Annotated in this window: 14 protein-coding genes; 8 read left to right on the forward strand and 6 right to left on the reverse strand. The window is 43.8% G+C overall.

The genetic code is table 11. The features are described 5' to 3' along the window. Positions 1–29: 29 nt before the first annotated feature. The 6 genes from IGI38_RS02260 to IGI38_RS02285 all read right to left on the reverse strand — a co-directional run bounded on the left by IGI38_RS02260 (position 30) and on the right by IGI38_RS02285 (position 4,244). A complete protein-coding gene (locus IGI38_RS02260) occupies positions 30–452 on the reverse strand; it encodes a VOC family protein (RefSeq protein ID WP_438726165.1) in 423 nt (140 codons plus the stop codon). 48 nt (positions 453–500) lie between these two features. Next, positions 501–1,316, reverse strand: a complete 816-nt coding sequence (locus IGI38_RS02265; RefSeq protein ID WP_438726167.1) for a helix-turn-helix domain-containing protein — start codon at positions 1,314–1,316, stop codon at positions 501–503. A 26-nt stretch (positions 1,317–1,342) separates the two neighbouring features. Continuing rightward, entirely contained in the window at positions 1,343–1,867 is a 525-nt protein-coding gene (locus IGI38_RS02270) for a PadR family transcriptional regulator (RefSeq protein WP_438730251.1), read from the reverse strand. A 245-nt stretch (positions 1,868–2,112) separates the two neighbouring features. Then, positions 2,113–3,129: a DUF916 and DUF3324 domain-containing protein gene (locus IGI38_RS02275; protein WP_438726169.1), complete on the reverse strand. Its 1,017-nt coding sequence runs from the start codon at positions 3,127–3,129 to the stop codon at positions 2,113–2,115. A gap of 159 nt (positions 3,130–3,288) precedes the next feature. Then, entirely contained in the window at positions 3,289–3,915 is a 627-nt protein-coding gene (locus tag IGI38_RS02280) for a WxL domain-containing protein (RefSeq protein WP_438726171.1), read from the reverse strand. After that, positions 3,912–4,244 (reverse strand): LPXTG cell wall anchor domain-containing protein, encoded by a 333-nt coding sequence (locus IGI38_RS02285; RefSeq protein ID WP_438726173.1) that lies wholly within the window; start codon positions 4,242–4,244, stop codon positions 3,912–3,914. Before IGI38_RS02285 ends, IGI38_RS02280 begins: the two co-directional genes overlap by 4 nt. Before the next feature lie 275 nt (positions 4,245–4,519). Here IGI38_RS02285 and IGI38_RS02290 point away from each other — a divergent pair, with 275 nt between their 5' ends. The 8 genes from IGI38_RS02290 to IGI38_RS02325 all read left to right on the forward strand — a co-directional run bounded on the left by IGI38_RS02290 (position 4,520) and on the right by IGI38_RS02325 (position 12,041). Beyond that, positions 4,520–5,962: an adhesive domain-containing protein gene (locus tag IGI38_RS02290; protein ID WP_438726176.1), complete on the forward strand. Its 1,443-nt coding sequence runs from the start codon at positions 4,520–4,522 to the stop codon at positions 5,960–5,962. A 371-nt stretch (positions 5,963–6,333) separates the two neighbouring features. Next, positions 6,334–7,659 carry an electron transport complex subunit RsxC gene (gene rsxC, locus IGI38_RS02295; RefSeq protein WP_438726178.1) on the forward strand — a complete coding sequence of 442 codons (1,326 nt, stop codon included), beginning with the start codon at positions 6,334–6,336 and terminating at the stop codon, positions 7,657–7,659. Then, entirely contained in the window at positions 7,656–8,597 is a 942-nt protein-coding gene (locus IGI38_RS02300) for an RnfABCDGE type electron transport complex subunit D (RefSeq protein ID WP_438726180.1), read from the forward strand. Before rsxC ends, IGI38_RS02300 begins: the two co-directional genes overlap by 4 nt. After that, positions 8,594–9,157 carry an FMN-binding protein gene (locus IGI38_RS02305; protein ID WP_438726183.1) on the forward strand — a complete coding sequence of 188 codons (564 nt, stop codon included), beginning with the start codon at positions 8,594–8,596 and terminating at the stop codon, positions 9,155–9,157. Before IGI38_RS02300 ends, IGI38_RS02305 begins: the two co-directional genes overlap by 4 nt. Positions 9,158–9,169: 12 nt before the next feature. Next, positions 9,170–9,847, forward strand: a complete 678-nt coding sequence (gene rsxE / locus IGI38_RS02310; RefSeq protein ID WP_438726186.1) for an electron transport complex subunit RsxE — start codon at positions 9,170–9,172, stop codon at positions 9,845–9,847. Then, positions 9,847–10,437 (forward strand): electron transport complex protein RnfA, encoded by a 591-nt coding sequence (locus IGI38_RS02315; RefSeq protein ID WP_438726188.1) that lies wholly within the window; start codon positions 9,847–9,849, stop codon positions 10,435–10,437. The genes rsxE and IGI38_RS02315 overlap by 1 nt, the downstream gene beginning before the upstream one ends. Before the next feature lie 12 nt (positions 10,438–10,449). Further along, positions 10,450–11,262 carry an RnfABCDGE type electron transport complex subunit B gene (locus tag IGI38_RS02320; RefSeq protein WP_438726191.1) on the forward strand — a complete coding sequence of 271 codons (813 nt, stop codon included), beginning with the start codon at positions 10,450–10,452 and terminating at the stop codon, positions 11,260–11,262. Positions 11,263–11,330: 68 nt separating this feature from the next. Then, positions 11,331–12,041, forward strand: a complete 711-nt coding sequence (locus tag IGI38_RS02325) for a glucosamine-6-phosphate deaminase (protein ID WP_438726193.1) — start codon at positions 11,331–11,333, stop codon at positions 12,039–12,041. The last annotated feature ends 91 nt before the right edge of the window (positions 12,042–12,132 follow it).

The following is a 12,132-nucleotide window of genomic DNA, read 5'->3' on the forward strand; positions in this document are numbered from 1 at the left end:
AATTTGTTAATGGTTCCTCTGTTCGTGGATTAAACGGATATTCTCGCAGAAATAATCCAAGTTACACCATATTTATCTTCGACACATCCGCTGATGCCGTAGTCGTCAGGAGGAGGGTTGGTAGCTAAAGCGCCAACGATCTTTCCGCCCTCAGATAATTGAGCAAACTTTTTTCTGGCAGCATTTTCCTCTTGAAAATGGGCTTGAATTGAAATGTTTCCGCTTGTTTGGACCGGCTCCAGCGCATCTGCCCCGCTGATTCCGCCAAGCTTCGGCAGTATTAGCTGCGCATGCATGACACTGTTCTTCAACTCATCACTCATAGGCATCTCAGGATTTTCAGGAATCTCGCCATATTTTGACAAGTGCTGAATCTCGCCGTTGAAAATTTGAGCATACCATAAAAAAGCCTCTTCACAATTCCCATTAAATCGAATATAAGGCATTAACATAAGATCGACCACCTTTTCTGATTTCACTTCTATACTGAGAGTATACGCTCACAGTTTGTAAGGGTCATTGTAAAAAATCGACATTTTCTCTAAGTATTCTTTTGGTGTGAATCCATAAATAGCACTAAAGTCACGAATAAAATGGGCATAATCATGATGCCCGGTTTGCTCGAATAGACGCGTAACAGAGTGCTGAGCATTTAATAAATCAGTCGCATTCTTCATCCGAATGATACGAGAGCAGGTTTTTACTTTTGCTCCGGCATATTGCAGGAATAAACGATTCAAGTGTTTTTCGCTGTAATAGGTTTCACTAGCCAGATCCTTCACACGCAGGTTTCCGTTGCATGCAAGAATTTTATCGAAGGCAATGGAAAAAGTCGGATTGATCTCACTAGTATTGATTCGCGTTAGAAAGAGTGCGTCCAGTTTTTTTGCTAGGGAAGTGATATCTTCGGATGTGTAATAGGCTTCAGCGATTTGCCGATGCAGGATCGGATCTAAATCCTCAAAAAGAAATCCCTCATCGGTTAGCTGCTTTTGATCGATTTGAAGGAAAGGGTAGAGACCTGCAGCGTGAAATTCTACCAGAAACATAAAATCAAATTGCTGGGCATAATCCGCAATCATTACTGGCCGAATATTGACTCCCCGCAGGCCAGCAGTGAATAGACCATTTTGAAACGTACAGATCAATGATGTGCTAATAGTGGGCAGGATCGTTTGCTGATCAGGCATCGTGCTAGGATTGGTGAATGTATAGTTAGCAATATAAGGACGTAATAGCTGATGGGGAATAACCACGATGCACTCTTGATTGACTTTTGGTAAATAGCTTTGATAGATACTTTCTTTATTAAGCATGGCCGTTCCTTTCTGCAAGACCGATATTAGAATCCAGACTTCACACTTTTTATCCACTTTTCAATGGCTTCTACCAAAAGAAATTGCTGCTGCATGACGGCGAATCCAGTTGCGGGAATATTCGTTGAGTCCGGCTCGATAGCGAATGTTTCTTCTAGTTGGTTCTTCATCTTTTTTACATTGGCTTCGATGATCCCGATACAGGCTTTTTGGTCAGCGGGTGCGAGACTGTCTAGATTCAGAATGACGGCGTTGAAGTCCAGAAAAATAGAAATCGGACGAGCCGCGATCCCCAGCATTAGTTTCTCAAATTCGGTTTTACCTTTTTTGGTTAACGAGTAAACGGCCTTTTCCGGCATTTTACCATTCTTTTTCAAGGTGCTTTTGACGTATCCTTGTTTTTCTAATTGCAGCATTTTCTTATAAATCGTAGGGGTACTTACTTTTACCCATTGAGAAATATTTTGGTATTCGATCAATTTTTGGATATCGTAGGCGCTTAGGGAGTCCTTTTTTAGGATTCCTAGAACAATTAAATCAATCGTTCGCATCATCAAAACCTTCTTTCTATCGTATTTTTAGATACTCTATATACAAGTGATAGTGGATAGACTACTATCACTTATAGTATTTTGTTTTGTCGCCGAAGTCAACAGGCTCTGAAAAGAACTGCCTGATAGAAAAGTTTGTTTTATTACGATTGTCAGCGGTCGAGGTATCCTGTCAAAAAAATGATTTCCATCCTTTTTAAAACTAAAAACCGACGCTTCAATTAAGAAGCGTCGGCTTAGTAAATTTATTTTCCATCTAGTTTCTTCTTCAAATTCCTGTTTCTGTTATACATGAAGATTACGACAGCTAGTAGAATGATGATCACGGCAATCCCGCCCCAAATCCAAAGATTCGGCGATGTTTCTTTGATTGAGACATCTTTTTTATTATAATCGGCGGCTTTTTCTTGATTGATCGTGAATGTTGGACTTGCCTGCCATTTTTGATCACCAGCACGAACCTTCATTTTGACAGTATAGGTGCCTGGTGAAAATTCCGTGTTATCCATTTGAATCAAATAGGGCATACGCGAACTTGGTGCCAATGTTAATTGCTTATTTTGACCTTTAGCGATTGATTTGCCGTCTTTTTCGACGTGATAATCGATCGCGACATCTTTAACATAGGTTGCCTTCTGATTGTCGATCGTTACGTTTATTGCATTTCGACTGTTCGCTTGTGCAGCTCGGGCCTTTGTGATCTTCAGGCCTGGTTTGATCTTGCTGGTATTATTTTGCAGCAAGACCGCAATTTCTCGCGAGAAGATATTTTTGATATTGCCCTCGATTTTTTCTGTCGAGATCTGTTCCATGTACAGGCCACCGGCGAGAACTCCCTCAAATTCTTTGTCCGGCATCTTGACATCAAGGTGAATATCTTTTGATTCGTTTGCCGCCAGGTCGATTTCCTTATCCTTGAGTGTGACGTAGTCAGTAATATTCGGCCCGAAATCACTCTTATCTTGGTTCATGCCGGAATATTCGACGACACCCAGACTATTTGTGACCGCGCGATTGAAGCTGGTTTTTAACTGGATCGGTTTCTCAGTCCGATTTGTTACAGTTACGGTCAATCGTTCGTTTTCACCTGGCTGGTATTGCAAATCATAATAAAGCTGATCCTTATCAATTTGGTGTTCCGAAGGGTGGATCACCGCATCGAAACTATCCAACGACTCTCCATGAGCGACAATTGGTAAAAAGGAAAAAGCCAGAACGAGAAACGCTCCTCGTATGAATGGGTTCAATAACTTCTTCAGCATGTTTTCTCTCCTTCATTTCAATTGTATTTTCCGCGTAATGGAAGAGTCTCTCTCAATTTTTCTTTTCCCATCTATCAGTCAAAGGACAGAATCATAGTCGAACAGCCTATGGCCGCCTTCACAGTAGGCGAGGCTATTGACGGGATTCCATCCTAACTTTTAACTTGGTGTTGCAGAAAATGTCCAGACTAAGGTTGTTTGGTATTGTGCCTGTTGTTTTGCTGTATCCTTTGGCACATTCAATTCAAATTTTGTGATCGGCAATGCCGTTTCACCAGCACCTTCATTAGGTTGAGCTGTCAGAACTGAAACCGATTGATTGACTAGCATGGTTGTTTTGGCGCCGTTTGCGATCCGAGTTCCGGTTGGTGCGGCGTTCACGTTATTAGTCAGTGTACCTACTGTGAAGCTTAGAGCAGCACCAGTCAACGGGCTTGAATTAGCAGTGAACTGTGTAGGTTCGTTTACTTTTACTGTCCAGCCTGTTGATGAATTTCCGCGATTGTCGCTGATCGCAACTTGACCAGTTGTTACAGGTGATTCTTGGTCGCCATCGCTGGTAGCGACCCAAGTCTCATCAGCTTTGGTTTGGATCGCGTGAGAACCAAAATTCAAACTTTGAGGCAATGAAGCACTGGCGTTTCCAGGAACCTGCGGGTCAAAGGTGATACCGCCATCGGTATAGTCGACAGTACCAGTCGTATCAACGGCATGAGCACTAGTTGAAAAGGCCAAGATACTACCAGCAAAAAGGCCGGCAATTAGCAGAGCAAATTGTTTTTTCATGTGTTTTTCCTCCTATTTTGGGTGATTCGCCATCCTAAAAGAGCGATTGTGAGAATCAATACTCCAATAATGATTAAGAAAATATTTCGTTGATCATTTGTTTGCAACAAGCGAGAACTACCAGTACCGTTAGGCTGGCTGCCTCGTATAGTTCGTTTTTCCGTATCAGATATTACCTTTGTTGTACTGCTGGCAGAACTTTCTGTATTGACGGTACTGCTATCAAAATAATATTGCACCTTGCCATTTGTGACAGTAGCCTCGGCTTGTGAAGAAAGAACAACGAAGAGTGACAGAAAACTTAAAATGACTAGGATCTGTTTCTTCAATTGACTCCTCCTTTCCCCGTCCTCAGCGGATCGTTTTCAAAACAAAGAGCGTCTTTTCTGCGCAGAAAAGAGTGTGAAGCTTATGTCGGCATTATATAGCGCAGATTAAAAAAAGCGCTATCGAATTGCTCACGCTTTCTTCACAATTAAGCAAACTATTTTTCACAATTTCTAAATCCTTGTTTAATGAATAGAGAAGGTAAAGGAATCCAGTAATCTTTAGTGATAATCGGTGCTGTCAGCGCAAACAAAAGGATGTTTATTTTTCGATTAAAATGGCGTTAATCGATTATTTTCTCGTACAGGAAATTTTTGACTGGATCAAAATGCTGGAGAATGAAGGGGGAAATGAGATGAAGAAAACGCGGACTCGTTTGCTTCATAAGCTTTGGGTAATAATCGGCGCACTATTTCTTTTTCTAACAAGTTCCAATATGATTGTGAGCGCTGTTTCGCTTGATTTATTTACGAGTACACAGGCGAGTAATACTAGCGGAACCACCGCGGCGGCACCTTATCTGAATGTGGCGAATCAACCAGTAACTTTTAAGATCAATGGGACGACCGCTATTAGTGCGACGGCAGGCAGGACCGGAGTCAAATATGCATTTATCAATCTGCCTACGCAACTAACTGGAAAAGTTCAAGCAAATGGAGCTGCCAGTGTGGATACGACGATTACTGTTCTTGCGTCAGATATAAAGGGCGTCACCGGAACCACTTTGGATTTATTAGCGTCATTAATCGGCTTACTTGGTACAGGAACACTCGTAACGAATCTCAATAATGCAATTGCGGCATTGAACAGTGAGAATTTTGGTCATCAAACATTTGCTGCTCCGGTCGAACAATATTCGCCTACTTTGTTAAGGGCAGATATCAATCAAGGCTTATTACCGATCCTGACCAACGCCTTGGTCCTACGATTGCAGGCAATCAAAACAATTGTCTCTGGAATCGTGCCAAATGTGCTGATCAGTGCGCTTTTAGACAGTGTTTTATCTGGCTTGACCGGAGTAATCAGTGCATTGGGTGATCAAAACTCCCTTGTAAGTAAAAATCTGGTCGCGGCCTCGATCCTAGGAGTAACGACTGTTTCGATCCCTACATTCGTATCAAGTCCGGCAGGTTTGACCCAAGACTATGCGGCTTCGATCCGCGGCGGGATTTTTCAAACAGATAATTTTGATGTTCAATTATTAAGTAATTTTGGCAGCAGCACCGCCATTTATTTTTCTGCAGGTTCATTAGCGATGAAGAGTGAATTGCTGCCGAGTAGTTTGAATTTCGGGACCCATCCGATTCAAACCAAAGTGGATGAGACGTGGAACGCATATGTTGGCGGAAACAGTGCCAATCCATTGCAAACGGGGACGGTTCGTATAGATGATACCCGAACTTCCGCGAAAGCCTGGCAATTAAAAGTTGCGCAATCCAATAACTGGACGAGTAGTCAAAAAAGTTTGACTAGCGCAAGACTCGATATCGCGTTAGGTGTTTTAAACACTAATTTTCAAAATTATTCTTCGATCGACAATCAAACGATTCATATGACACCAAATGCGCAGATGCTGTTGATGAATTTAAGCAGTACTACAGATGCCGGTTATGTCGAGCTGCCGTTGAACCAATTTCAACTTTTCGTACCTAAAAACACACCTAAACAAGTTGGAAATTACCAAACCACCCTACAATGGACGATTTCTAATACGCCTTAGTTATAATAGAAACGAAAAAAGTGTCTAGCAAGTCTAGGCACTTTTTTTGCGTAACTTTGTGAAAGATAATTACATTTGTTTTTCATTATGCTATCATAAATATAGAAGATTACTGATAAAATTGGAGTTTCAGCTTATGGATGACTTTGTGAATTAATTATTCTTATGCAAAAAAACTTTTTACTCGAAAGGGCAATGGAATCGGGATGAACAACTGCGAGCTGGCCGTTTGCTATACATTTTCTTCAACCATATTGTTCGTCTTCTTTTAAATTATTTCGGGGAAAACGTTGGTCACAGGTACTGAAAAAGCTGTCTCAAATGAACAATGAAACTAAACGAGTCTGTTTAATCACAGGGGAGGTTTGTCTATGGATACATTAACGAAAGCAATCGCAAAATTTAAAGGAGGTGTCAAAGTCCCCCATAATAAAAATACGGCAGAATTTGAAAGCGTTTTTATGGAGCCGCCGAAAATTGTTACGATTCCGATGCAGCAGCATATTGGTGGTGTCTGTAAACCAACGGTTAAGAAAGGGGACATCGTCACTGTCGGTCAAGTAATCGGTGATTCAGAGGCCTTTGTCTCGGCACCGATCCACGCCTCTGTTTCTGGCAAGGTCAAAGGAATCAAACCTGTTTTGATGGCGAATGGCCAAATGTGTGATGCGATCCATATTGCCAGCGATGGCTTACCAGTAGAATTTCCAGAACCAAGACCCATCGAAATCAATTCAAAGGAGGATTTGTTAAGGGCCGCCAGAGAAAGCGGGATTGTCGGGATCGGCGGGGCTGGTTTTCCTATGCACGTGAAATTGAATGTCAGTGAAGAGACGCCGATCGATACCTTAGTAATCAACGGAGCGGAGTGCGAGCCCTTTATTACGTCAGATTATCGTGAAAGCTTGGAGTACCCTGATCGGATCATCGCAGGGATGCAGGCGGTGATGAAGCATCTGAGTATTGCTCATGGCGTCGTTGGGATTGAAAGCAATAAACCAAAGGGCTTAAGAAAGTTGCGGGATCATTTGAATGAACTAGCAGATCTTGATCCGACAATCGATGTGATGGAGATTCCTTCATTGTATCCCCAAGGCGCAGAAAAAATGCTTGTTTATGCAACAACCGGGCGTAAAATACCGCCAGGGAAGCTGCCATCTGAGGTAGGCTGTTTGATCATGAACATCTCGACGATTTCATTATTGCAGCGTTATATCGAGATCGGCATGCCTTTGACTCATAAAAGATTGACGGTAGATGGAAATATCGCGCAGCCGAAAAATGTAGTTGTTCCAGTTGGGACGCCGATTGGCGATGTCATAAACTTTTGCGGCGGTTTGATCGACGAACCTAGCAAAATTATCCTAGGCGGTCCAATGATGGGGATTGCGCAATTTTCAACGGAACTGCCGATCACTAAGCAAACGAATGCGATCACGATTTTATCAGAGGCTCAACGTTTGCCGGAAGAATCACCATGTATCCGCTGCGGACGTTGTGTGGAGGCTTGTCCGATGTCGTTATTGCCGGTGCAGATTGAACGCTGCACAAGGAACAATGACACAGCAGGCTTGAAGAAGCTGAATGTGTCTGCGTGTATGGAATGTGGATGCTGTGCCTTCGTTTGTCCCGCGGGACGTCGACTTGTTCAGTCGATGAAACGAGCAAAACAGTTAGAAAGGGAGGCCGCCAAATGAACAAATTACCTGTTTCCATTTCGCCGCATCTTCACTGCGGACGCAGCAGCCGCAGTATCATGCTGGATGTGATCATTGCGTTAGTTCCGGCAATTGTTGCTTCTACTATTATATTTGGTTTTCGCGCGCTTATCCTGATTATCGTCACCGTGGCGGCCTGTGTCGCCAGCGAGTATGTCACGAGAAAAATCTTGAAGCGGCCAGATTCGATTCACAATCTAACAGCAGTAGTTACAGGGATTCTCTTAGCATTGAACCTGCCGGTTACGCTGCCTTTTTGGATGGCTATTTTAGGTGGTGTGATCGCGATCGTGATCGTGAAGGAATTTTTCGGGGGAGTGGGTCAAAACTTCGTTAACCCAGCGATTACCGCCCGCATTATTTTGATGATGTCTTTTGCGTCTCAGATGAGTACTTGGCAGCCGCCGTTAAATTATTATATGTTCCGTCCAGATGTCATTTCTTCAGCAACTTATTTCTCTGCCTCGCAAACAGGGCAAAAGATTCCGTCATTATTGGATATGTTTTTGGGTATCCGAGCAGGAAGTTTAGGTGAAACGTGCGCATTGGCCCTGCTTATGGGGGGCGTCTATTTAGTCGCTAGAAAAGTGATTTCGCCGCTTATCCCGCTTTGCTTCATTGGTACCGTAGTCGTTTTCTCCACGTTGCTGGGAGGCGACCCATTGTATCAAATGATGTCTGGCGGATTATTATTAGGAGCTATTTTCATGGCGACTGATTATACAACTTCGCCGATTACAAGAAACGGCAAAATCATCTTTGGGATCGGCTGTGGAATCGTCACCGTTTTGATTCGTTTCTTTGCGGCGCTGCCGGAGGGCGTTTCTTACGCCATTTTATTAATGAATATCCTAGTCCCTCATATTGAAAGTTTGACGATTCCGAAAGTTTTTGGTGAGGGGGCGAAGGTGAAATGAAGCGTTCCAGTTCCAAAGTCATTTTTACCGATGCGCTTTGTTTGTTCATTATTTGCCTGGTAATTACCTTTGCAGTGGCGGGGACACGCGCCGTGTTCAAAGACCGCATCGCCAAACAAGAATGGGATCAAACGCAAAGCGTGATGAGCCAATTGATTAAAGCAGATGATTTTCAAGAGATCAAAGTATCGGGAGAGAATCAAGGCTATAAGGCACTCAACGGGTCTGGCGAAACGGTTGGTTATCTCTTCGTAACCAAAGCGTACGGCTATGGCAGTGATGTAAGTGTCATGAGTGCGGTCAAGGATGGAAAAGTCGTGGGCGTGGATGTCTTGGATGCCTCAAATGAAACGCCGGGACTTGGGCAAAATGTGACAAAAAAAGAATTTGTTGACCAGTTTGGCGGTCTTGGTGATTCACTAGAGGTTGTGAAAAACGATCCTGCGAATAAAAATCAAGTTCAAGCGGTAACGGGAGCGACTAAATCTTCCAATGCCGTAGCCGCATCAGTGAAGGAAGCACTTGCGCTTTTTGAACAAGTCGCTAAATCTGAGGATTAGGAGGGAGTATCGATGGAAAAAGAAAAAGTATCTGCAATTTTTACTAAAGGCTTGATCAAAGAAAATCCCGTCCTGCGCCTCATGTTGGGAACCTGTCCTACTTTGGCGGTAACCACATCAGCGATAAATGGTATCGGGATGGGAATAGCGGCGACGGTGGTCCTTTTTGGCTCTAATGTCGTAATTTCTCTATTACGCAAGGTGATTCCTGATCGGGTCAGAATCCCAGCTTTCATTACCATTATTGCCGGATTTGTGACGGTCGTTCAATTAGTCGTCAAGGCATTAGCACCCGCTTTGGATGCTACGTTAGGAATTTATTTACCTTTGATCGTTGTGAATTGTATTATTCTTGGTCGGGCAGAGGCCTATGCAAAGGATAATACAGTCCTGCATTCGGCCCTAGATGGGTTGGGTATGGGTGTTGGTTTCACGATGGCGCTTCTATGCATGGGCGGAATTCGCGAGTTGCTTGGCAGCGGAACCTTTCTAGGATTTCCGATAACCGCGGGTGTGATTCCTCCGATGACGATTATGCTGTTGCCGCCGGGCGGTTTCTTCGTTTTCGGTATGCTGGTAATGGTTGCGAATAAATTGAGTGATCGCCAAACGAAGGAAATTGATTGTACCGCGTGCCCGATTGCTGAAGCCTGCACGACTGTTTGTGATGAAAAGGTGGGTGATCAGTAATGCAGATATTTGTAACGATTTTAGTTGCTGGTATTTTGACGGATAATTTTGTCTTGTCTCAGTTTTTAGGCATTTGTCCATTTCTAGGGGTATCAAAGAAATTGGATACGGCGGTGGGAATGTCATTGGCCGTTACTTTTGTCATGGTATTGGCGACATTGGTGACCTATCCGATCTATGCTTCGCTGCTGGTTCCATTAGGGTTAGATTATCTGCAGACGATTGTTTTTATTCTGACTATCGCTGCGCTGGTACAATTGGTAGAAGTCGTGATGAAGCGCTACATGACTCCTTTATACAATGCGCTGGGAATCTATTTACCTTTGATCACTACTAACTGTGCTGTATTAGGCGTAACAATCTTGAACTTTTCAAAGAATTATTCTTATATGCAATCGCTGGTCAATTCATTTGCGGCGGGTGTCGGTTTTCTGTTGGCGATGGTGATTTTCGCCGGCGTACGAGGTCGATTAGAGGGTAACGATATTCCTGAGTCGCTCCAAGGCTTGCCGATTACGTTGATCGCCGCGGCAATCGTCTCGTTGTCGTTTCTCGGATTTGCCGGATTGGCGGAAGGATTATTCCAGTAGGGGGTGAAATAAATGACAGAAATCATGATACCCATCGGCATCGTTAGCGGTATGGGATTGATCGCAGGGGTCATTCTTTCACTCGCGACGATCATCTTTCATAAGCCGGTCGATGAAAAAGAAGAGGCGCTGCGAGAAGCCTTGCCGGGAATCAACTGCGGAGCTTGCGGCTTTTCTGGTTGCGATGGCTATGCTAAAGCGATGGCAGAAGGCTCTGCGGGAGCCACCAATTGTACACCAGGCGGTGCAACTACGCGCCAGGCATTGTCTGAAATTCTAGGTGTCGAAGTTGGTGATGTAAGGAAAGTAGCGGCCTTTGTTCGCTGTAACGGCATCTGTGAATTTACCAATAGCAAAATGGATTACGCCGGAACAACGACCTGTTACGGTGCCAATCAAATTTTTGGCGGTCCGCAAGATTGCCGCTTTGGTTGTATGGGCTTCGGTGATTGCGAAGTCGTTTGCGAATATGACGCGCTCCACATCGTTGATGGCGTGGCTAAAGTTGATCCTGAAAAATGTGTGGGCTGCTTGAAATGCATCAACGCTTGTCCGAAAAACCTGTTTAAAATGCTGCCGGCGGAGAATACCTCAATCGTAGCATGCTCAAATCTGGACAAAGGGGGCAGTGTTCGTAAAATCTGTGATGTGGGCTGTATCACTTGCAGTCGTTGCGTGAAGGCCTGTCCGCAAAAAGCAATTAAGATGGAGAACAATGTCGCGGTCATCGATCCGGATCTATGTATTAACTGCGGTGATTGTGTGGAGGTCTGCCCGCAAAATTGTATCTTGAAAATGCCAGTAAGAGAGAAAATTCCTAGTTGATCGTACTCGGGAAAAGAAAGGGCTTCTATTTACTGTGCTATCATTAAAAGAAAAGGGCAGGTGTTGAAATGAAATTATTAGTAGCAGACAACTATGAAACATTAAGTCAAATCACAGCAGATATCGTTTTGATGAAGTGGGCGGAAAATCGCCGGGTAAACTTAGCGTTGACCGCGGGCTCTTCACCAAAACGGGCATATGAGATCTTAGCCGAACGTTTGCGGCAAATATATTTCGACCAGAGTTTGGCATATTTTTACAATTTTGACGAAATTACTTTGGAAGGACAGGAATACGGTTTGACGATGCAAGCTCTGACGAATGAGCTGTTTCTGCCATTAGATATTGAAGAAGAAAACATCGAAATATTGGATGGGAAAAATTATCAAGATTATGATCGGAAAATCGCTGAAGACGGCGGTTTGGATCTTGTATTGATGGGAATAGGCGAAGATGGTCACTTCTGCGGCAACATGCCGGCGTACACGTCATTTGATTATGGGGTTTATCGTGTGCCGATCAACCCAGATGATGAACTGTATAAACTGCTCGATGATTCGATCCCGGATAAGCTAGGAGATGAGATGGTCACTTTTGGACCGCAAACGGTCTTAGCCGCTAAAGAACTCGTTCTGATTGCTAACGGTGAAAAGAAGGCGGCAATTATCAAGCAGGCTCTAGAGGGTCCTATCACCGAGGATGTGCCAGCATCAGTCTTACGTCTGCATCCAAATTTGACGGTGATTTTGGACCAGGAAGCGGCAAGTCAACTCGATTAATAAGCAAGGAGAGGTGACAAAGTTCCTGTCACCTCTCCTTTTTCCTTGAAGCTGACCACTTCTGACGCAGCCTCTTTGATCCCGTCTGACT

Origin of the sequence: Enterococcus sp. AZ128 (genome assembly GCF_051714485.1) — a bacterium.
Taxonomy (GTDB): Bacteria; Bacillota; Bacilli; order Lactobacillales; family Enterococcaceae; genus Enterococcus_A.

Bases quoted from the DNA above. Each gene is read 5' to 3' on its own strand.
- IGI38_RS02260 (WP_438726165.1), bottom strand. From the start codon at position 452: ATGTTAATGCCTTATATTCGATTTAATGGGAATTGTGAAGAGGCTTTT.
- IGI38_RS02265 (WP_438726167.1), bottom strand. From the start codon at position 1,316: ATGCTTAATAAAGAAAGTATCTATCAAAGCTATTTACCAAAAGTCAAT.
- IGI38_RS02270 (WP_438730251.1), bottom strand. From the start codon at position 1,867: ATGCGAACGATTGATTTAATTGTTCTAGGAATCCTAAAAAAGGACTCC.
- IGI38_RS02275 (WP_438726169.1), bottom strand. From the start codon at position 3,129: ATGCTGAAGAAGTTATTGAACCCATTCATACGAGGAGCGTTTCTCGTT.
- IGI38_RS02280 (WP_438726171.1), bottom strand. From the start codon at position 3,915: ATGAAAAAACAATTTGCTCTGCTAATTGCCGGCCTTTTTGCTGGTAGT.
- IGI38_RS02290 (WP_438726176.1), top strand. From the start codon at position 4,520: ATGGCGTTAATCGATTATTTTCTCGTACAGGAAATTTTTGACTGGATC.
- rsxC (WP_438726178.1), top strand. From the start codon at position 6,334: ATGGATACATTAACGAAAGCAATCGCAAAATTTAAAGGAGGTGTCAAA.
- IGI38_RS02300 (WP_438726180.1), top strand. From the start codon at position 7,656: ATGAACAAATTACCTGTTTCCATTTCGCCGCATCTTCACTGCGGACGC.
- IGI38_RS02305 (WP_438726183.1), top strand. From the start codon at position 8,594: ATGAAGCGTTCCAGTTCCAAAGTCATTTTTACCGATGCGCTTTGTTTG.
- rsxE (WP_438726186.1), top strand. From the start codon at position 9,170: ATGGAAAAAGAAAAAGTATCTGCAATTTTTACTAAAGGCTTGATCAAA.
- IGI38_RS02315 (WP_438726188.1), top strand. From the start codon at position 9,847: ATGCAGATATTTGTAACGATTTTAGTTGCTGGTATTTTGACGGATAAT.
- IGI38_RS02320 (WP_438726191.1), top strand. From the start codon at position 10,450: ATGACAGAAATCATGATACCCATCGGCATCGTTAGCGGTATGGGATTG.
- IGI38_RS02325 (WP_438726193.1), top strand. From the start codon at position 11,331: ATGAAATTATTAGTAGCAGACAACTATGAAACATTAAGTCAAATCACA.